Raw genomic sequence first — 20,847 nt, 5'->3', positions numbered from 1 at the left:
CTTGTGCCTAATACAAATGGCTTTTAAAAATGGCGGTGTAGCTCAGCTGGCTAGAGCGTACGGTTCATACCCGTGAGGTCGTGGGTTCGACTCCCTCCGCCGCTACCATTTTTAACTGGCCCGTTGGTCAAGCGGTTAAGACACCGCCCTTTCACGGCGGTAACACGGGTTCGAATCCCGTACGGGTCATCATACAAACCCCGGTTCTCTTATTTGAGAGCCGGGGTTTTTTGTATGCTTTCTCCTTTTGGTTTCCTGCAATTTCTCCCGGTTGCGACTCATTTCTCAGACTGCTTATCCCCTTTTCCTGTAAAATGACCCTGTTTTTCGTGCATTTTGTCGCTATTCAAAAAAACAGTCGAACGTTTCTTGGTATACCGGCCCCTCGTTTGACAAATTCTTTTTTGAGCCTTCTATATAATAGCCGTAATATCAAAAAACGGGGGAATGAAAATATGGAAAAGGTAGAAAGAAGGGTAATCGAGCCGATGACAGAAGTCAGCCTTGAAAAAACGCATCAGTGGTTCAATCGTTCTTTGAACCGTTTTGGGACAAGAATGCAGCTTCTTTTTTTACATAGAGGCCTGCTGTTTGTGCTGATTGGCTTTCTGCTTGGACGGGCTTTAATTCTGACAGAGGTGCTTCCGTTTGCATTGCCGTTTTTCGGAGCCGTTCTGCTGATGAAAAAAGATAAAGCGCTTTTTGCTTCGCTTGCTCTGATCGGAGGAGCAGCCACCATCTCCTGGCAAACCTCTCTCTTTGTCACCGCCTCAATCTTCGTCTTCCTGGTGATGAAAAAGCTGGCATCCTTTCTTTATAAAGACAAGATGAAGGCACTGCCGTTTGTTGTCTTTCTTTCTATGATGGTGACGAGGGTCGGGTACTTTTATCTCCAGGGCCCGCTTACTCTTTACGATTATATGATGGCAGGAGTCGAATCCGGCCTTGCCTTTATCCTTTCGCTCATCTTCCTGCAGAGTCTGCCTCTTCTTTCTGCAAAGAAGTACAAGCAGTCACTTAAGATAGAAGAAATCATCTGCATTATGATTCTCCTTGCCTCTGTCCTGACAGGGTTTGTCGGTGTCACTTATCAGGAACTTCAGGCTGAGCACATCTTTTCACGCTATATTGTCCTGCTGTTTGCCTTTATCGGGGGCTCAAGCATCGGCTGTACGGTCGGTGTGGTAACGGGATTGATTTTGAGTCTTGCAAACGTAGGGAATTTATATCAGATGAGCCTCCTTGCATTTTCGGGGCTTCTTGGAGGCCTGCTAAAAGAAGGGCAGAAGTTTGGGGCGGCAATCGGACTGCTGATTGGATCGCTGCTTATTACCCTGTACGGAGAGGGTTCAACGGATCTGATGAAAAACCTGACAGAATCCGTTATTGCCATCGGTCTGTTTTTGCTGACCCCGAAGGCGATCACCAATAAGCTGGCCAAGCACATCCCTGGTACGAACGAGCACACCCAGGAGCAGCAGCAGTACGTGCGGAAAATCAGGGATGTGACCGCTCACAGGGTCGATCAGTTCTCACAGGTTTTTTATGCTCTTTCTGAAAGCTTTGCCACCTTCTATGAAAAAAGCGAAGAATCAGAAGACCAGCGGGGAACAGACCTGTTCTTAAGCACGATTACGGAAAAAACGTGCCAGACCTGCTTTAAAAAAGAAAGGTGCTGGGTTCAGAATTTTGATACAACCTATGAGTTTATGAAGGCTATTATGGATGAAAGCAAAGAAAATACGTATCACAGCAACCGCAAGCTGAAAAAAGAGTTTGAAAAGTACTGCTCAAAACCGAAAAAGGTGGAAGAGGCTATTGAGCAGGAAATCAACTATTATGATGCGAACGAAAAGCTGAAGCAGCAAGTGCAGGAAAGCAGGCGGCTTGTAGCGGAACAGCTGCTTGGTGTGTCTCAGGTCATGGAGGATTTTTCAAAAGAAATCAAGCGTGAACGGGAGAATCATTTTGTGCAGGAGGAGCAGATTCTCGAAGCGCTCCAGAGCTTTGGCATTGAGATAGGGCACGTTGATATATACAGTCTTGAACAGGGAAATGTCGATATTGAAATGAGCATCCCGTTTTGCAATGGCCACGGGGAGTGCGAAAAAATCATAGCTCCGATGCTGTCTGATATTCTTGAGGAATCCATTATTGTGAAACGTGAGGAATGCTCAAGCTATCCGAACGGCTACTGTCATGTATCGTTCGGGTCTTCAAGAACGTATCGGGTTGATTCGGGTGTTGCCCATGCGGCAAAAGGCGGAGGTCTCGTTTCGGGAGACAGCTACTCAACTATTGAGCTTGGTTTCGGCAAATATGCGATTGCAATCAGCGACGGTATGGGAAACGGAGTAAGAGCCCATTTTGAGAGCAATGAAACCATTAAGCTGCTTCAGAAAATTCTTCAGTCCGGAATTGAAGAAAAGGTAGCGATTAAAACGATAAATTCCATTCTGTCCCTGAGAACGACAGATGAAATTTTTTCCACGCTTGACCTTGCGATTGTCGATCTGCAGGATGCTACATGCAAGTTTCTTAAAATCGGTTCTACGCCAAGCTTTATTAAACGCGGAGACCAGATCATGAAAATACAGGCAAGCAATCTTCCGATGGGCATCATCGATGAGTTTGATGTGGAAGTCGTAGGAGAGCAGCTGAAAGCGGGAGATCTGCTGATTATGATGAGCGACGGCATCTTTGAAGGGCCGAAGCATGTAGAGAACCACGATCTTTGGATGAAGCGGAAGATCAAAGAGCTTGAGACAATGGATCCTCAGGAGGTCGCAGATTTAATTATGGAGGAGGTTATAAGGACACGGGGCGGGAAGATTGAAGACGATATGACCGTTGTCGTTGCTAAAGTCGACCATAATACACCGAAATGGGCATCCATTCCGACTGCGAAACATATTAAAAAGCAAGGGGCGGTTTAACGCTTTAAAGCCTTCTTTCGGAGTATAAAACTCTTTATTACTGGCGAGGATGATACTACATTATTTCCTTGGTGATAAGAGGATATCTGGAGGGGCTGAACCAATGAATAAAGGGAAACTGAAACAAATACTGCTGATAACTGACGGGTGTTCCAATCATGGCGAAGATCCGGTCGCGATGGCTGCTCTTGCAAAAGAACAGGGGATTACGGTTAACGTCATTGGAATACTGGAAGAAAACATTGTAGACCAGGATGCGATCAATGAAATCGAAGGAATTGCCATGTCCGGAGGCGGAGTGAGCCAGGTGGTATATGCTGAGCAGCTGTCACAGACGGTTCAAATGGTCACAAGACAGGCGATGACTCAAACTCTGCAGGGTGTTGTGAACTCCGAACTGCAGCAGATTCTGGGCAAAAAAGTGACAATGGAGGAGCTCTCCCCGGAAAAACGGGGCGAGGTCATGGAAGTAGTCGATGAGCTTGGAGAAACAATCGGCATGGAGATCCTGATTCTTGTTGATACAAGCGGAAGCATGAAACCTAAGCTTCCGACCGTTAAAGAATCTCTGCTTGATTTATCAATCAGCCTGAATTCGAGAATAGGAGAAAATCAATTTTCAGTGTCTGTATTTCCTGGGAAAAAGGAAGAAGTTGAAACGGTCCTTGACTGGACGCCGAAACTTGAATCTCTCTCTTCTATTTTCCCAAAGCTGACAACAGGCGGCATCACGCCTACGGGACCTGCCATTCGCGATGGCATCCATTCGTTTAAGAAAAAGCGTTCGTTAAGGAGCCTGCTTTCAGATGATGAACAATACTTCAATGAATCAAACATGTAATCTTCTGCCCGGCACTGTCGTTGAAGGAAAGTGGCATCATAACAAGTACCGTATTGTAAAGCCGCTTGGACAGGGTGCTACAGGGATCGTTTACTTGGCAGAAGGGAGAAGTGGACTTGCCGCTTTGAAGGTAAGCGGGAACAGCATGTCCATTACGTCCGAAGTGAATGTTCTTAAGCACTTTTCAAAGGTCCGGGGGAGTTCCCTTGGGCCTGCTTTAGTTGATGTAGATGACTGGATACATCCAAGAACGAGAGAGCAGGTTCCATTTTATGTGATGGAATATATCAGCGGAAAGCAATACCTGGATTTCATCAGCAATCAGGGATTGGAATGGATAGGGGTGCTGACGGTTCAGCTGCTGTCGAATTTAGAGGAGCTGCACAGGGCCGGATGGGTATTCGGCGATTTGAAGCCTGAAAATCTGATGGTGGCAGAACGGCCGGTAAAGCTGAGGTTCATTGACGTTGGGGGTACAACTCTGAATGGGAGGTCAATCAAAGAATTCACCGACTTTTTTGACAGAGGGTACTGGGGTCTTGGCACCCGCAGGGCTGAGCCATCCTACGATTTGTTTGCAGCTGCCATGATCGTCATTAACTCTGTTCATCCAAAACGGTTTAAAAAGCAGGATGAGGGCGGCAGACAGCTCATGGAAGTCATTCAGGACCACCCATATTTAAGAAAGCATTCAGCTGTTTTGAAAAAAGCGTTATTGGGAAAATACCACTATGCTGCTGATATGAAAAAGGACTTTCTGACGTCTCTCTATGAGCAGGGTTCAGCACCGCAAAAGCAGCAGAAAAGCCGCGTGCAGACAGGACAGGCTCAAGCGGCAAAACCGTCTCAGGTGCATGGACGGCAAAGCAGAACATCCAAACAGGCGAAAGCAGTGAGACCCGGGCCATCAGGCAATGCAGCAAGTCAGGGGCCGGTCCGTGTAAAAGCAAAAAAGAAAAGCAGGACCGGAGGATGGGTTGAAACCGTCATGATCCTTGCCGCACTTTGCATTATCTACTCGTTTTACGTCTATCACTATCTGATGTAGCGCGAATTTATGGTAAATATGTGAACGGGGGACTTCTTTTTTGCAGGGCTGAAAGCTGTCATGATAGTATGAAGGTACGCAAAGACTATGCTATAAAAGAGGAATGCCATGCTAGAACGTTTCAGACGTTTTCTTACACGCTATAAAGTGAAAGACACAGCAGTCGTCATAGGTGTATCAGGAGGTCCTGATTCACTCGCCCTGCTTCATTTATTTATCCGGCTTAGATCCGAATTCGGCCTGAGTCTTGCTGCGGCTCATGTTGATCACATGTTCCGGGGAGCTGAATCCGCCCTTGAAATGGAATTTGTAAAGGAGTTTTGCCGGAACCATCATGTTCTGTGCGAAGCTGTGCAGATCGATGTCTCGAAGTATGCGGAAGAAAACCCTGAGATGAGCATTCAGAGCGCGGCAAGAGAATGCCGTTATTCCTTCTACGAAAGAGTCATGAAGAAGCATCAGGCTTCGTTCATAGCTTTAGGCCATCATGGCGATGATCAGATCGAGACGATTCTGATGAGAATGACAAGGGGCAGCGCGGGAACAGCGCTTGCCGGGATACCGGAACACAGGGAGTTTGCAGGCGGAAGCATTATCCGGCCTCTGCTTTCAGCTGATAAAAGTGAAATCCTCGAATACTGCAGCCTGAACCATCTGGCTCCAAGGTTTGACCCGAGCAACGAAAAGCTTGATTACACCCGCAACCGCTTCCGTAAACAGGTTCTTCCATTCCTGAAGGAAGAGAACCCGAAAGTGCACGGGAGATTTCAGTATTTCAGCAGGACTTTCAAAGAAGATGAAGAGTTCTTACAGGAATTATCGAAAGAAAAGTTGAATACAGTGTTGAAAAGGAAAGAAAAGCACGAAGCCGAACTCGATATCGATTTGTTCAACACCCTGCCTATGCCTTTACAAAGAAGATGTATTCAACTAATATTAAACTATCTTTATGAAGACCAACCATCTTCCCTTTCTTCTATACATATTGAGAGTCTACAATCCTTACTCTCGCATACACATCCTTCCGGTTCACTAGATTTTCCAGACGGCCTTAAAGTAATCAAATCCTACCAAACGTGTTTGTTTACTTTTGAACAAATAAAGGACCAGTCATTTTCAAGGACAGTGCAGATCCCGTCAAGCACAGTACTTCCAGACGGGCATCTCCTCACTTGTGAAATCATCAGCGGAAAACCTGATGAATGGATAGCTGGAAACGATGTGTTCGTCATGCCGGCCGAGTCTTTGACCAAGCCTCTGCTTATAAGGACAAGAAAGCAGGGCGATAAAATCAAACTGAAGGGCATGAACGGTACGAAAAAAGTAAAAGATATATTTATTGATGCAAAAGTACCGGTCCATAGAAGGAACAGCTGGCCTGTTTTAGAAGATGGCAGCGGCAAGATCCTTTGGCTTCCCGGCCTTAAAAAGTCTTCATTTGAAGATGCCGGGTGCGGCGCAGGTGACTACGTTGTTTTGCAATATAAAGAGCAATGATTTTGTAGGGGGCAACTTGTAATGAAGCAGGATATCGAAAAAGTATTAATAACAGAAGAAGAAATCAGCCGGAAGGTAAAGGATCTGGGAGCTCAGCTTACTGAAGAGTATAAAGACCGTTTCCCTCTTGCTATCGGAGTGCTGAAAGGCGCTATGCCGTTCATGGCAGATCTGCTGAAGAACATTGATACATACTTGGAAATGGACTTTATGGATGTTTCAAGTTATGGTACTTCTACAGTATCTTCCGGTGAAGTGAAAATCCTGAAGGACCTTGACACTTCAGTAGAAGGCAGAGACATCCTGATTATTGAAGATATCATCGACAGCGGGCTTACACTGAGCTACCTTGTAGAGCTTTTCCGCTACCGCAAGGCAAAAACGATCAGTATCGTGACGCTTCTTGATAAACCAACAGGACGCAAAGCAGATATTCAGGCTGATTATGTGGGCTTTGAAGTGCCGGACGCATTTGTTGTAGGTTATGGACTTGACTACATCGAACGCTACCGCAATCTCCCTTATATCGGGGTGCTGAAGCCTGAAATTTACGAAAATAAGTAAATGCAGCATTTGTCAAGTACCAAAACGGCCAATCAGTTGTATTGGAATGATTTTCTATGATACTATTTAAAATAGTTGTGTTTACTGTGGGAGGAGGTAAGGAATGAATCGGATCTTCCGTAATACCATATTTTATTTATTAATCTTTTTAGTGGTTATTGGAGTCGTCAGTTTTTTCCAGGGAAACAACACAAAAACTGAGCCATTAACTTACAGTACGTTCATTTCCAAACTTGAAGCTGGTGACGTGGATAATATTACGATACAGCCGCTTCGCGGAGTATATGAAGTAAAGGGCCAGCTGGATGATTATAAAGAAGAAGAGCAGTTTGTAACACATGTACTGAGCGACAAAGCTCTGGACCGTGTTGATGCTGCAGCGCAGGGCAAAACGAGTGTTAAATTTGTTCCTGCAGAAGAAACGAGCGGATGGGTAACATTCTTTACATCCATCATACCGTTTGTCATTATCTTTATTCTTTTCTTCTTCCTGCTCAACCAGGCTCAGGGCGGCGGAAGCCGTGTAATGAACTTCGGCAAGAGCAAAGCGAAGCTCTACAGCGAAGAAAAGAAAAAAGTGCGTTTCAAAGATGTTGCCGGTGCTGACGAGGAAAAACAAGAGCTTGTCGAGGTTGTTGAATTCCTTAAAGACCCGCGCAAATTTGCCGAGCTTGGCGCCCGTATTCCAAAAGGCGTTCTGCTTGTAGGACCTCCGGGTACAGGTAAAACCCTGCTTGCCCGCGCTGCAGCAGGTGAAGCCGGCGTTCCGTTTTTCTCTATAAGCGGATCTGACTTTGTTGAAATGTTCGTAGGGGTGGGAGCTTCCCGTGTCCGCGACCTTTTCGAAAATGCAAAGAAAAATGCTCCTTGTATCATCTTTATCGATGAAATCGATGCTGTTGGACGCCAGCGCGGCGCCGGTCTTGGCGGCGGCCATGACGAGCGCGAGCAGACGCTGAACCAATTGCTCGTTGAAATGGATGGATTCGGCGGAAACGAAGGCATCATCATGATTGCTGCAACGAACCGTCCGGATATTCTTGACCCGGCACTTCTGCGTCCGGGACGATTTGACCGTCAAATTACAGTCGACCGTCCGGATCTTAAAGGCCGTGAAGCGGTGCTTGAAGTTCATGCCCGCAATAAGCCTTTAGATGATACGGTAAACCTGAAGTCCATTGCAGCCCGTACACCTGGCTTCTCGGGTGCAGACCTTGAGAACCTGCTGAACGAAGCAGCGCTAGTTGCAGCACGCCGCAACAAGAAGAAAGTGGATATGACGGATATAGACGAGGCGACAGACCGCGTAATTGCAGGTCCAGCCAAGAAAAGCCGCGTTATTTCCAAAAAAGAACGCAATATTGTTGCCTATCATGAAGGCGGACATACGATTATCGGTGTTGTTCTTGATGAAGCCGATATGGTTCATAAAGTAACAATCGTGCCTCGCGGTCAGGCTGGCGGCTATGCCGTTATGCTTCCAAAAGAGGACCGTTATTTCATGACGAAGCCTGAGCTGCTTGATAAAATTACAGGATTGCTCGGCGGACGTGTGGCTGAGGATATCGTCTTCGGCGAAGTGAGCACAGGTGCGACGAACGACTTCCAGCGTGCCACTGGCATTGCAAGACGCATGGTAACGGAGTTCGGTATGAGTGACAAACTTGGACCGCTTCAGTTCGGACAGTCCCAGGGACAGGTATTCTTAGGCCGCGACTTTAACAGCGAGCAGAATTACAGTGATGCGATTGCCCATGAAATCGACATGGAAGTACAGCGCATCATTAAAGAATGCTACGAGCGCGCTAAGAAAATCCTTACTGAAAACCGCGATAAGCTTGAACTGATTGCTCAAACCCTGCTTGAAATCGAAACTCTCGATGCAGAGCAGATCAAGCATCTGGTGGATCATGGCACCCTGCCTGACCGTCCGGTTTCAGAACATGAAAAGAAAGAAGATGTAAAAGTAAACATCCTTCCAAAAAAGGATGAAGAGCAGACATCTGAGATTCACGAAGACCGTAAAGAAGACTGATCATACATCAAAACCGCATGTTCACATTGAACATGCGGTTTTTTAACGCCGTTTCAGGTTCTTCCTTTTGCAATCCGCTGCCTAAAAAGACTAAAATGAGTGAGGGAAGACAGGGCTGCACACATAAATTTTGCATAAATTCAGGGCGGCTTCATGATATGATGAAAGAGTATTGAATACAGAGAAAAAGAATTTGGATAAAGTGGTGATACATATGTTTTTAGTGCTGGATGTAGGGAATACAAATACCGTTTTAGGCGTTTTTGAAGGGGATGCTCTGAAGCATCACTGGCGCATTGAGACGACGCGCAACAAAACAGAAGATGAGTTTGGCATGCTCATCAAATCCCTCTTTGAACATGAAGGCATTCATCTGACCGATATTAAAGGAATCATTATCTCCTCTGTTGTGCCGCCGATTATGTTCTCGCTTGAGCGGATGTGCACGAAATATTTCAAACAGAAGCCCCTCGTTGTCGGACCTGGCATCAAGACAGGCTTGAACATTAAATATGAGAATCCCCGTGAAGTAGGTGCAGACCGAATTGTGAATGCAGTGGCAGGCATCCATTTATACGGCGGTCCTCTGATTATTGTTGATTTCGGCACAGCCACAACCTACTGCTATATCAACGAGGAAAAACAATATATGGGCGGTGCGATTGCTCCGGGAATCAATATCTCAACTGAGGCTCTCTATTCGAGAGCAGCCAAGCTTCCAAGAATCGAAATTGCGCGACCTGATGATATTATCGGCAAAAATACGGTCAGCGCTATGCAGGCGGGCATTCTTTACGGGTATGTCGGACAAGTTGAAGGCATTGTCGGGAGAATGAAACAGCAGTCTAAAGCAGAGCCTAAGGTTATTGCAACAGGAGGACTTTCAACGCTGATTGCTTCTGAGTCGAAGGTGATTGACATCGTTGATCCGTTCCTCACACTCAAAGGACTTCAGCTGATTTTTGAACGAAACAGCATTTAATTGGAAAGGTGATAAAACATGGATTATCTTGTAAAGGCACTTGCGTATGACGGACAAGTGCGTGCATACGCAGCTAAAACGACAGACACAGTTGGAGAGGCGCAAAGAAGGCATCAGACATGGCCGACTGCATCTGCAGCCCTGGGCCGTTCAATGACGGCTGGTGTCCTGATGGGCTCAATGCTTAAAGGCGACAGCAAAATGACGATTAAAGTGGAGGGAGGCGGGCCTATAGGCGTGATTGTCGTTGACAGTAATGCAAAAGGCGAGGTTCGCGGCTATGTGACAAACCCTCAAACACACTTTGATTTAAATGCAAAAGGAAAGCTTGATGTAGCAAGAGCGGTTGGGACATCCGGAACGCTTTCTGTTGTAAAGGATCTTGGCATGAAAGAACATTTCACAGGTTCAGTTGAACTTGTGTCAGGTGAACTTGGCGAAGACTTTACCTATTATCTTGTCAGCTCTGAGCAGGTTCCCTCATCCGTTGGGGTAGGCGTACTTGTTAACCCTGACAACACAATCCTCTCGGCAGGCGGCTTCATCATTCAGCTCATGCCCGGCACGGACGAATCAACGATTGCGGAAATTGAAAAACGGCTTGGAAGTGTAGAGCCAATTTCGAAACTGATCCAAAAAGGGCTTTCGCCGGAAGAAATTCTGTTTGAGATTCTCGGCAAAGATCATGTGAAGATTCTTGATCAGCACCCAGTTGCTTTTCACTGCCCTTGCTCACGCGAGAGAATTTCAAATGCCATTATCAGTCTTGGAGCGGATGAAATCCAAAGCATGATTGAAGAGGACGGCAAAGCAGAAGCAGAATGCCACTTCTGTAATGAACGGTATCATTTTTCAAAAGAAGAACTGACAGAGCTGAAAGACGAAGCGCGCTGAACATGCGGTCAGGAGATGGAGAGATGAACAGAAAAGCGGTCTGGCTGATTATCTTCGGACTCGTGATCATCAACTGTTTTACTCTGGCATATTTTCTAACAAAGGATGACAGCATCGCTGCAATTGGACCTGCTTCAAAGGGAAGCTCAGAATCCATTGCATCTGTCGGGGATAAGGAAATAACAAGAGAGCAGTGGATGGCAGAGCTTGAAGATCGTTTCGGCAGGGAAACACTTGAAGAAATGATTAATTTTACGGTTGTTGAGGAGCTTTCTGAAAAACATGACATCAAAATTCCTGATGAGGAGCTTGAACGGGAGCTTACGATGTATAAATCCATGTACAATTCACTCGACAACGAGCAGCTTTCAGAAGACGGAGAGCTGCGCGAGCAGATCAGGTACAGCATGCTGCTTGAAGAGCTGCTGACAAAAGATGCTGAAATTCCGGAGAAGGAATTAAAGGCCTATTACGAGTCCAATCAGGATCTCTATTCCATTAAGGATACGTATCACCTTTTTCACATTGTGACGAAGACAGAGGCAGAAGCGAAAAAGGTAATCGAAGAGCTTGAGGGCGGCTCGAGCTTTGAAGCGCTCGCTGCGGAAAAATCAATCGATGAGTTTTCTGCCAACGAGGGCGGAGACCTTGGCTATGTTTCATCAGAAAACGATTATCTTCCGGCTCAATATATCGAAGAAGCTGAAAAGCTCAAAAAAGATAAGTGGAGCGAGCCGATTAAAAGTGAAAACGGCTATTCTGTCATCCTCCTGAAAGAGAAGGTTAACGGCGTGCAGTACTCATTTGAAGAAGCTAAGAACCAGATCAGACGGCAGATTGCCCTTGAGCAGATGGAATCAGCCGTTTCTGTAAAGCCTCTATGGGAAGAAGCGGGAGTAACGTGGTTTTACGGCAGCGACACACCCCAATGATAAAACAGAATTGAGCATTTTGCCCTATCCGAGAAGTAAGAAAAGATTGACAATTCAGACTGAGGTTTGGTACATTCTTTTTAAAGCCAATAAAAATACTCGGAAATAGAGGTGGTCAGATTGACGCGTGTAGCAAATTCTATACACGAACTGGTTGGGGAAACACCTATTGTCAAATTAAACCGCATTGTAGATGAAAACAGTGCAGATGTATACCTGAAACTTGAATTTATGAACCCTGGAAGCAGCGTAAAAGATCGCATAGCGCTTGCGATGATTGAAGCTGCTGAAGAAAAAGGGCTTCTTAAAGAAGGCGATACGATCATTGAACCGACAAGCGGAAATACAGGCATCGGACTTGCGATGGTTGCAGCTGCAAAAGGGATTAAAGCAATCCTGGTTATGCCTGAAACAATGAGCATGGAGCGCCGGAACCTACTTCGGGCGTACGGTGCCGAGCTTGTTCTTACTCCTGGTCCTGAGGGCATGGGCGGAGCCATCAGAAAAGCGGAAGAACTTGCAAAAGAGCATGGCTATTTCATGCCTCAGCAGTTCAAAAATGAAGCAAATCCTGAGGTCCACCGCCGTACGACAGGTCCTGAGATTGTCAGCCAGATGGGCGGCCAGCTTGATGCATTCATAGCTGGAATCGGAACGGGCGGAACCATTACAGGTGCGGGCGAGGTTCTTAAAGAAGCTTATCCTGATATAAAAATCTATGCAGTGGAGCCTGCTGACTCACCTGTCCTTTCAGGAGGCAAACCGGGTCCTCATAAAATCCAGGGCATTGGAGCAGGATTTGTTCCGGATATCCTAAAAACAGATATTTACGACGGTGTCATTCAAGTGAAAAATGAAGAAGCTTTTGAAGTGGCGCGGAAAGCGGCTAGAGAAGAGGGTCTTCTTGGAGGCATTTCTTCCGGTGCAGCGATTAAAGCAGCGCTTCAAGTAGCGAAAGAGCTTGGTAAAGGCAAAAAGGTTCTTGCCATTATCCCAAGTAACGGGGAAAGATACTTAAGCACGCCGCTTTATCAATTTGATTAATCAAGAAACAGCCCTTGGGCTGTTTTTTTTGTTTATGGGAGAAATTTTCAACATGTATTCTTCCCCTGTTTTATGTAAAATGAACTTATGAGTTTTTAAGGAGAGGGTTAAGCATGCACCTTGAGAGAAAACCGCTTGCAAAGAAGGCGGCTTACAATCTTGATTTCTTCAGACAATATCAGCATCTTTCCAGAAACGAGGAGCGCCACGCAATCCTTGAAAGCGGCAGGGGCGGCCGGTACAGCATCGCGGGCCTTCACCCGGCTGCAGTCATTAAAGGGAAAGATTCGGTTCTTTCAATCCGGACAAAGGACGGAACTGAGCAGCGGACAGGAAATATTCTCGATGAATTCAGGAGCTGGTTCAGTCAGTTTAATACCTTAAAGAATGATGAGCTTCCGGATTTTCAGGGCGGGGCGATCGGTTTTTTCAGCTATGATTGTGTAAGAGCGTTTGAGAAGCTTGAAAGCCGTTCGATTGACGATCTTGAAACGCCGGATCTATATTTTCTGCTTTTTGATGATTTGGCCGTTTATGATCATCAGACAAAGGAAATCTGGTTCATTACCCACTATTCATCTGAAGCTGACCTAAAAAAGGCGCAAAACAGAATAGCTGAAATGGAAAAGCGCTGGTTTGAAAAACAGACAGCTGCATTTGTTCATAAGCCTGCAGGCGGAACCGGAAATTCTGCATCCCCGCACCGGTTTACAAAAGAATCGTTTATGGATGCTGTTGAGACAATTAAGGAATACATTGCAAACGGTGATGTTTTTCAGGTGAACCTGTCTGTCAGGCAGACTGAACCTCTTAAGGTGCATCCGCTTAAAGTGTATGAAACCCTGAGGGAAGTGAATCCATCGCCGTACATGGCTTACCTGGATCTGCTGGATTTCCAGATTGTCAGCGGCTCGCCTGAGCTGTTGGTCAAAATAGACGGAGAACACGCAAGCACAAGGCCGATTGCGGGAACAAGGTCAAGAGGGGAAAGTGAAGAAGAAGATCAGATGCTTGCTTCAGAGCTGATTGAAAATGAGAAAGAGCGTGCTGAGCATGTTATGCTTGTTGATCTTGAACGGAATGACCTTGGAAGAGTGTGCAAATACGGTACGGTTGAAGTAAACGAGTTTATGGTCATCGAAAAATATTCACACGTGATGCACATCGTTTCAAATGTTCGCGGCCTGCTTGCAGAAGGAAAAGACTATATGGATGTCCTGAAAGGTGTTTTTCCGGGAGGGACGATTACCGGAGCTCCCAAAATCAGAACGATGGAAATTATTGAGGAGCTTGAGCCGACAAGAAGAGGCATTTATACAGGATCGATCGGCTGGATTGGGTATAATGGAGATATGGAAATGAACATTGTCATCCGGACGCTGCTTGCGAAGGACGGACATGCCTACATCCAGTCAGGAGCAGGAATCGTCATCGATTCCAATCCTAAACACGAATATAAAGAATCGCTCAAGAAGGCGCAGGCCTTGCTTAGGGCGAAAGAGCTGAGCGAAGAAGAGACTATGACAGTATGAGGTGAGAGAGAATGATTTTAATGATTGATAACTACGATTCGTTTACGTTTAACCTGGTGCAGTATTTAGGAGAGCTTGGAGAGGAGCTTATCGTTCGCAGGAACGATGAGATCACGCTCGATGAAATTGAAGAGATGGCTCCTGATTTTCTTATGATATCCCCTGGTCCATGCAGTCCGAATGAAGCTGGAATCAGCATGGCTGCCATTGAGCGCTTTGCGGGGAAAATTCCGATTTTCGGAGTTTGTCTTGGACATCAATCCATTGCGCAGGTTTTCGGGGGAGATGTTGTCCGCGCAGAACGCCTGATGCACGGGAAAACATCCGAAATGCACCACGACGGCAAAACGATCTTTAAGGATATTGAGAATCCATTTACAGCTACCCGCTATCATTCACTGATTGTGAAAAAAGAAACCTTGCCTGACTGCTTTGATATCACAGCATGGACAGAAGAAGGCGAAATCATGGCGATCCGCCATAAAACACTTCCGGTTGAAGGTGTGCAGTTCCACCCTGAGTCAATCATGACATCCTTTGGGAAGAACCTGCTCGGCAATTTTATTCAAACGCACCGGCCTGCTGAAAAGGTCTGATGTATATTTACTTGAACTCCGAATTCATTCCGGCAAAGGATGCCAGGATCTCTCCCTTTGACCACGGGTATCTTTATGGTCTCGGGGTGTTTGAAACGTTCAGAGTCTATAAGGGGCATCCGTTTTTGCTTAATGATCACATGAGTAGGCTGAAAAAAGCCATGGGAGAGCTGAATATTCAGCTGGATGAATCCAGCCTGAATATAGAAGAGATCATTCAGCATCTGCTTCTGCTTAACGATCTGCAGGATGAGGATGTGTCGGTGCGCCTCAACGTATCAGCGGGAGACGGCGGACTGATGTTCGGTGCCCTGGAATATCGCGAACCTACTGTCATGATGTTTATGAGAAAACTGCCTGAATTGCCGGCTGACCTTGAAAAACGAGGGCTTCTTCTGTCTGTTCCGAGAAATACGCCTGAGGGGAAAGAACGGATCAAGTCCCATCATTATCTGAACAATGTTCTGGCGAAGCGAGAAGCAGGAAATGATCCTTCAATCGAGGGGATTTTTCTTACGAAAGAAGGGTTTGTGGCAGAAGGGATTGTCTCAAATCTCTTCTGGGTAAAGGATGAGTGTGTGTATACACCTTCTTTAGATACAGGGATCTTGAACGGCATCACCCGGCAGTTCGTCATCCGCTGTCTGGAAAAAGAGGGAATGAGGTGGGTGGAAGGCAGGTTTACAGCAGAGGAGCTGCTCCAGGCTGATGAAGTATTTGCCGTAAACTCTGTTCAGGAAATCATTCCGCTGAAAGAAATTGGCTCTAGCGTTTTTTCGGGAAAGAATGGCGCTGTAACGCAAACACTAAAAAGGATCTATAAGCAAAGCAGAATGCTGAAAAGCAGAGAAGAGCTGTAAAGGATTGATGATAAATGGACACCATTTTAGCTGATGATAAAAAGGATCTGATCTGCGGTCCGTACCGATTAAATCCTTATGAAAAGACATTGATTATGGGGATTTTAAATCTGACGCCTGACTCTTTTTCAGATGGAGGCAGGTTTAACCGCATAGAAACGGCGCTAGCCCACGCGAAGGAAATGATTGCAGACGGAGCGGATATCATTGATGTCGGGGGAGAGTCTACACGCCCCGGCGCGGATTTTGTCCCTGCTGAAGAAGAAATCCGGAGAGTTGTTCCAATTATAAAAGAACTTTCTAAAGAAATCAGTGTTCCAATCTCCATTGACACATACAAAGCAGAAGTGGCAGAGGAGGCTGTTCTTGCCGGAGCAACGATTCTAAACGATGTATGGGGGGCAAAAGCAGATCCTGAAATGGCTGCTGTTGCTGCCAAATACGATGTGCCGATTATCCTCATGCATAACCGGCCGGAACGGAATTACACCGCGCTGATTCCGGACATGATCTCAGATTTGAATGAAAGTGTCTCAATCGCCAAACGCGCAGGTGTTAAGGACAGCAAAATTATTCTTGACCCGGGCATCGGGTTTGCGAAGACGATGGAGGATAATCTTGAGGTCATGAGAAATCTGGAGACTTTTTGTCAATTGGGGTATCCGGTCCTGCTCGGAACATCAAGAAAATCCTTCATCGGCCGCATACTCGATCTCCCGCCTTCTGATAGAATGGAGGGTACAGGGGCTACAGTGTGCCTCGGAATCGAAAAAGGATGCAGCATTGTGAGGGTGCATGATGTGAAAGGAATTGCCAGAATGGCAAAAATGATGGATGCCATGATTGGAAAAGGAGCGGCTGAGCTTGGATAAAATTTTTGTGAACGGGATGGAGTTTTACGGGTATCATGGTGTTTTTCCTGAAGAGACGAAGCTTGGCCAGCGTTTTCGGGCTGACCTGACCATTGAGCTTGATTTAAAGCAGGCAGGGCAGACAGATGATCTGCAGCACACGGTCAATTATGCTTCGCTTTATAAAATTTGCAAAGGTGTTGCTGAAGGAAAGCCGTTCAAGCTTGTAGAAGCTGTCGCCGAGAACATTGCGGCAGAGGTTCTTGAAGAATTTCAGCAGGTAAGCTTCTGCACAGTAAAACTTTACAAGCCGGACCCGCCGATACCCGGCCATTACGACTATGTGGCCGTGGAGATCAGGAGAGGACGCTCATGAACAGAGCCTTTCTTGCGCTTGGCAGCAACATCGGAGACAGAGAGCGCTATTTAAAAGATGCGATCCTGAGCTTGAATGAACATTCTTCTATTGAGGTGGAGGAAATTTCCTCTATCTATGAAACAGATCCAGTGGGTTATGAGAATCAGGATGCATTTTTAAATATGGTGCTCTCCGTCCGCACAGATCTGACAGCGTTTGAGCTGCTGTCTGTCATGCAGAGGATTGAACAGAGTCTCGGAAGAAAAAGGGATATCAGGTGGGGGCCCCGGACTTTGGACCTTGACATTTTGCTCTATAATCACGAAAATATTGAAACAGAGCAACTAATTATTCCACACCCTAGGATGTTAGAGCGTTCGTTCGTATTAATCCCGTTATATGAGATAGACCAGAATATTCATATACAAGCAAGCAGTCAGCCGCTTTCAGTCATAATCGATCAACTACCGGACAAAGAAGGGGTACGAATATGGAAGCAGCAGAAAAATGGGGAAGACGTATTCGCGCTTTTCGAAAATTAAAAGGATATACCCAGGAAGGGTTTGCAAAAGACCTTGGCATATCTGTGTCTGTTTTAGGCGAGGTTGAACGCGGGAACAGGCTTCCGAATGATCAGCTTATTGAAGAAGTAGCGGCCGCGCTGAACGTCACGATAGAAGAGCTTTCACCGAGAGAGTAAGGCTCTGAAAGGAGGTAACCCGATGTTTAAAATCGGCGATATCCAATTGAAAAACCGCGTTGTCCTTGCACCTATGGCCGGAGTCTGCAATTCGGCATTCCGCCTGACGGTGAAGGAATTCGGAGCGGGACTTGTCTGCGCTGAAATGGTCAGTGATAAAGCCATCCTTTTCAACAACGCAAGAACGATGGACATGCTCTACATTGATGAGCGGGAAAAGCCTCTCAGCCTCCAGATCTTCGGAGGAGAAAAAGAAACACTTGTAGAAGCTGCCAAGTTTGTCGATAAAAACACTACAGCCGATATCATTGATATCAATATGGGCTGTCCTGTTCCGAAAATCACAAAATGTGATGCCGGGGCTAAATGGCTGCTTGATCCGGATAAAATCTATGACATGGTTTCTGCCGTTACAGATGCAGTAGATAAACCGGTTACCGTGAAAATGCGCATTGGATGGGACGACCAGCACATCTTTGCTGTCAAGAATGCGCAGGCTGTAGAAAAAGCCGGAGGCAGCGCAGTAGCTGTTCATGGGCGTACAAGAGTTCAGATGTATGAAGGAACGGCGGATTGGGCTATCATTAAAGAAGTAAAAGAATCTGTCGGCATTCCGGTCATTGGGAACGGGGATGTGGAAACACCTCAGGATGCCCAGAGAATGCTTGATGAAACAGGTGTTGACGGCGTGATGATCGGCCGTGCCGCACTGGGAAACCCCTGGATGATTTACCGTACGGTTCACTATCTCGAAACAGGTGAACTGATCGGCGAACCTTCAGTACGCGAAAAAATGGATGTATGCAAACTTCATCTCGACCGTCTGGTTGCCCTTAAAGGCGAAAAAACGGCTGTCAGAGAAATGAGGAAGCATGCTGCATGGTACTTGAAGGGAATCAGAGGGCACGCCATTGTAAGAAATGCCGTAAATACGACTGAAACAAGAGACGAGCTTGTGAATCTGCTTGATGAATTTACATTGCAGGCAGAAGCGAAAGAACAAAGCAGCATACAGGCAGGATGAACTGCCTTTCCCCGCAGCGATTGCACACTGCCAGTTTGAACTGGCAGTTTTTCTGCATTCGCCGGTATAATTGACTAACAAGCCTTATAGAGGACAGGAGCTGATTTTTTTGAGTAATGAAGAATTAACCCATGAAGAATTAAATGACCAGCTGAAAGTAAGACGGGAAAAGCTGAGCGCACTGCGTGAGAAGGGTCTCGATCCGTTCGGAAAACGCTTTGAGCGTACAGGATACACATCGCAGCTCGTCCGTGAATACGGCGAAATTTCAAAAGAAGACCTTGAGGAAAGAGCCATTTCTGTCACACTGGCAGGAAGAATCATGACAAAGCGTGGTAAAGGAAAAGCCGGATTTGCCCATATTAAGGACATTGAAGGTCAAATTCAAATTTATGTGCGCAAGGATGCAGTCGGTGATGAGCAGTACGAATTGTTCAACACAGCTGATCTTGGGGACATTGTCGGCGTTACAGGTGTTATGTTTAAAACGAAAGTCGGCGAGCTTTCCATCAAGGCTACAAGCTTCGAGCTTTTAACGAAGTCTCTTCGTCCGCTTCCTGATAAATTCCATGGCTTAAAAGACATTGAACAGCGCTACCGCCAGCGTTATCTCGACCTCATCATGAATGATGAAAGCAAAAGCACGTTCATTGCACGCAGCAAAATCATTCAATCCATGCGCCGCTACCTTGACCAAAACGGCTACCTTGAAGTTGAGACGCCAACGATGCACACCATTGCAGGCGGAGCTTCAGCCCGTCCGTTCGTGACACACCACAATGCTCTTGATATGCAGCTCTACATGCGGATTGCAATTGAGCTTCACCTTAAGAGACTAATAGTGGGCGGCCTTGAAAAAGTATATGAGATTGGCCGTGTATACAGAAACGAAGGAATCTCTACCCGTCATAATCCTGAGTTCACAATGATCGAACTTTATGAGGCATATGCAGACTACAAAGATATCATGTCATTGACAGAGAACCTGATTGCCCATATTGCTAAAGAAGTGACAGGCTCTACAAAAATTACGTACGGTGAACATGAAATCGATCTTCAGCCGGAGTGGAAGAGACTTCATATGGTTGATGCAATCAAAGAGCGCACCGGCGTGGATTTCTGGGCTGAAATGTCAGTGGAAGACGCCAGAGCGCATGCAGCGGAGCATGACGTGGAAATCAACAAAAACATGACTGTCGGCCACATCATCAATGAATTCTTCGAGCAAAAAGTAGAAGAGCACCTGATTGAGCCTACATTTATCTATGGCCATCCGGTTGAGATTTCGCCACTTGCCAAGAAGAACGATGAAGACCCTCGTTTTACAGACAGATTTGAATTGTTCATTGTTGCCCGTGAGCATGCAAATGCTTTTACTGAGCTGAATGATCCTATTGATCAAAAAGAACGCTTTGAAGCACAGCTTCAGGAAAGAGAACAAGGAAATGACGAAGCGCACATGATGGATGAAGACTTTATTGAAGCGCTGGAGTATGGAATGCCTCCAACAGGCGGTCTTGGCATTGGAATTGACCGTGTAGTGATGCTTCTGACAAACTCGGCTTCTATCAGGGACGTCCTTCTCTTCCCGCATATGAGACATCGTTAAATACACATAAAAACCTCCGCTATTTCGGCGGAGGTTTTTTATTTTTATTTTTTATAAAAAAAGCCTTGCTTAATAGTGTCTGCGGTGATATATTATTAAACGTTGCCGCAAAAAACGGCGACGGCGAAAAATAAAAAAGTGAAAAGAGTGCTTGACTTAGTAATTGAGATTTGATATTATTATAAAGCTGCTCTTGGAGCAAATGATCTTTGAAAACTAAACAAAACCAAAAGCGTACCAAACGTTTTAAATTTTTAAGTCAGCAACATTTATGAGTCACAAATTTTCTTCGGAGAGTTTGATCCTGGCTCAGGACGAACGCTGGCGGCGTGCCTAATACATGCAAGTCGAGCGGATCTCTTCGGAGATCAGCGGCGGACGGGTGAGTAACACGTGGGCAACCTGCCTGTAAGACTGGGATAACTCCGGGAAACCGGAGCTAATACCGGATACTATGTCAAACCGCATGGTTTGACATTCAAAGACGGTTTCGGCTGTCACTTACAGATGGGCCCGCGGCGCATTAGCTAGTTGGTGAGGTAAC

The 20,847-nt window shown here is 46.1% G+C and carries 19 protein-coding genes, 2 tRNA genes and 1 rRNA gene; all 22 read left to right on the top strand.

Annotated elements, in window-relative coordinates; all coding sequences use genetic code 11:
• The first annotated feature begins 31 nt into the window (after positions 1–31).
• Positions 32–108: transfer RNA gene (locus RKD52_RS00110), tRNA-Met, on the top strand.
• Positions 109–117: 9 nt separating this feature from the next.
• Positions 118–189: transfer RNA gene (locus RKD52_RS00105), tRNA-Glu, on the top strand.
• Positions 190–455: 266 nt separating this feature from the next.
• Complete coding sequence (spoIIE, locus tag RKD52_RS00100; protein ID WP_454098202.1) at positions 456–2,936, top strand: stage II sporulation protein E; 2,481 nt, start codon at positions 456–458, stop codon at positions 2,934–2,936.
• A gap of 103 nt (positions 2,937–3,039) precedes the next feature.
• On the top strand, positions 3,040–3,777 hold the full coding sequence (locus RKD52_RS00095; protein ID WP_454098201.1) for a VWA domain-containing protein: 738 nt from the start codon (positions 3,040–3,042) through the stop codon (positions 3,775–3,777).
• Positions 3,743–4,825 (top strand): protein kinase domain-containing protein, encoded by a 1,083-nt coding sequence (locus RKD52_RS00090; RefSeq protein ID WP_454098200.1) that lies wholly within the window; start codon positions 3,743–3,745, stop codon positions 4,823–4,825. Before RKD52_RS00095 ends, RKD52_RS00090 begins: the two co-directional genes overlap by 35 nt.
• A 108-nt stretch (positions 4,826–4,933) precedes the next feature.
• Entirely contained in the window at positions 4,934–6,322 is a 1,389-nt protein-coding gene (gene tilS / locus RKD52_RS00085; RefSeq protein WP_454098199.1) for a tRNA lysidine(34) synthetase TilS, read from the top strand.
• Between the two features lie 21 nt (positions 6,323–6,343).
• Positions 6,344–6,886 (top strand): hypoxanthine phosphoribosyltransferase, encoded by a 543-nt coding sequence (hpt, locus tag RKD52_RS00080; RefSeq protein ID WP_454098198.1) that lies wholly within the window; start codon positions 6,344–6,346, stop codon positions 6,884–6,886.
• A 103-nt stretch (positions 6,887–6,989) separates the two neighbouring features.
• A complete protein-coding gene (ftsH, locus tag RKD52_RS00075; protein ID WP_454098197.1) occupies positions 6,990–8,921 on the top strand; it encodes an ATP-dependent zinc metalloprotease FtsH in 1,932 nt (643 codons plus the stop codon).
• A 214-nt stretch (positions 8,922–9,135) separates the two neighbouring features.
• Positions 9,136–9,903 (top strand): type III pantothenate kinase, encoded by a 768-nt coding sequence (locus RKD52_RS00070; RefSeq protein ID WP_029286099.1) that lies wholly within the window; start codon positions 9,136–9,138, stop codon positions 9,901–9,903.
• A gap of 18 nt (positions 9,904–9,921) precedes the next feature.
• Positions 9,922–10,797 carry an Hsp33 family molecular chaperone HslO gene (gene hslO, locus RKD52_RS00065; protein ID WP_454098196.1) on the top strand — a complete coding sequence of 292 codons (876 nt, stop codon included), beginning with the start codon at positions 9,922–9,924 and terminating at the stop codon, positions 10,795–10,797.
• Positions 10,798–10,820: 23 nt separating this feature from the next.
• The gene (locus RKD52_RS00060; protein WP_454098195.1) at positions 10,821–11,729 is read left to right on the top strand and encodes a peptidyl-prolyl cis-trans isomerase; all 909 of its coding nucleotides are present in this window, start codon (positions 10,821–10,823) and stop codon (positions 11,727–11,729) included.
• A 120-nt stretch (positions 11,730–11,849) separates the two neighbouring features.
• Positions 11,850–12,773, top strand: a complete 924-nt coding sequence (cysK, locus tag RKD52_RS00055) for a cysteine synthase A (RefSeq protein ID WP_342827113.1) — start codon at positions 11,850–11,852, stop codon at positions 12,771–12,773.
• Positions 12,774–12,886: 113 nt separating this feature from the next.
• Complete coding sequence (gene trpE, locus RKD52_RS00050) at positions 12,887–14,305, top strand: anthranilate synthase component I (protein ID WP_454098194.1); 1,419 nt, start codon at positions 12,887–12,889, stop codon at positions 14,303–14,305.
• A gap of 11 nt (positions 14,306–14,316) precedes the next feature.
• Positions 14,317–14,901, top strand: a complete 585-nt coding sequence (gene pabA, locus RKD52_RS00045; RefSeq protein WP_454098193.1) for an aminodeoxychorismate/anthranilate synthase component II — start codon at positions 14,317–14,319, stop codon at positions 14,899–14,901.
• Positions 14,901–15,761: an aminodeoxychorismate lyase gene (gene pabC, locus RKD52_RS00040; protein ID WP_454098192.1), complete on the top strand. Its 861-nt coding sequence runs from the start codon at positions 14,901–14,903 to the stop codon at positions 15,759–15,761. Before pabA ends, pabC begins: the two co-directional genes overlap by 1 nt.
• 14 nt (positions 15,762–15,775) lie before the next feature.
• On the top strand, positions 15,776–16,633 hold the full coding sequence (folP, locus tag RKD52_RS00035; RefSeq protein WP_454098191.1) for a dihydropteroate synthase: 858 nt from the start codon (positions 15,776–15,778) through the stop codon (positions 16,631–16,633).
• On the top strand, positions 16,626–16,988 hold the full coding sequence (gene folB, locus RKD52_RS00030) for a dihydroneopterin aldolase (RefSeq protein WP_454098190.1): 363 nt from the start codon (positions 16,626–16,628) through the stop codon (positions 16,986–16,988). The genes folP and folB overlap by 8 nt, the downstream gene beginning before the upstream one ends.
• Entirely contained in the window at positions 16,985–17,512 is a 528-nt protein-coding gene (gene folK, locus RKD52_RS00025) for a 2-amino-4-hydroxy-6-hydroxymethyldihydropteridine diphosphokinase (protein ID WP_454098189.1), read from the top strand. The genes folB and folK overlap by 4 nt, the downstream gene beginning before the upstream one ends.
• Positions 17,461–17,670, top strand: a complete 210-nt coding sequence (locus RKD52_RS00020) for a helix-turn-helix domain-containing protein (protein WP_454098188.1) — start codon at positions 17,461–17,463, stop codon at positions 17,668–17,670. The genes folK and RKD52_RS00020 overlap by 52 nt, the downstream gene beginning before the upstream one ends.
• Before the next feature lie 22 nt (positions 17,671–17,692).
• Positions 17,693–18,694 (top strand): tRNA dihydrouridine synthase DusB, encoded by a 1,002-nt coding sequence (dusB, locus tag RKD52_RS00015; RefSeq protein ID WP_369736050.1) that lies wholly within the window; start codon positions 17,693–17,695, stop codon positions 18,692–18,694.
• Between the two features lie 109 nt (positions 18,695–18,803).
• Positions 18,804–20,303, top strand: coding sequence for a lysine--tRNA ligase (gene lysS / locus RKD52_RS00010; protein WP_369736051.1), 1,500 nt, complete (start codon positions 18,804–18,806; stop codon positions 20,301–20,303).
• Positions 20,304–20,589: 286 nt separating this feature from the next.
• Positions 20,590–20,847: ribosomal RNA gene (locus RKD52_RS00005) — 16S ribosomal RNA — on the top strand; the annotation flags it as partial.

This window comes from Metabacillus sp. SLBN-84 (genome assembly GCF_053629595.1).
Note: the sequence above shows the minus strand (reverse complement) of the source record. Positions and strands in the feature narration are given on the sequence as shown.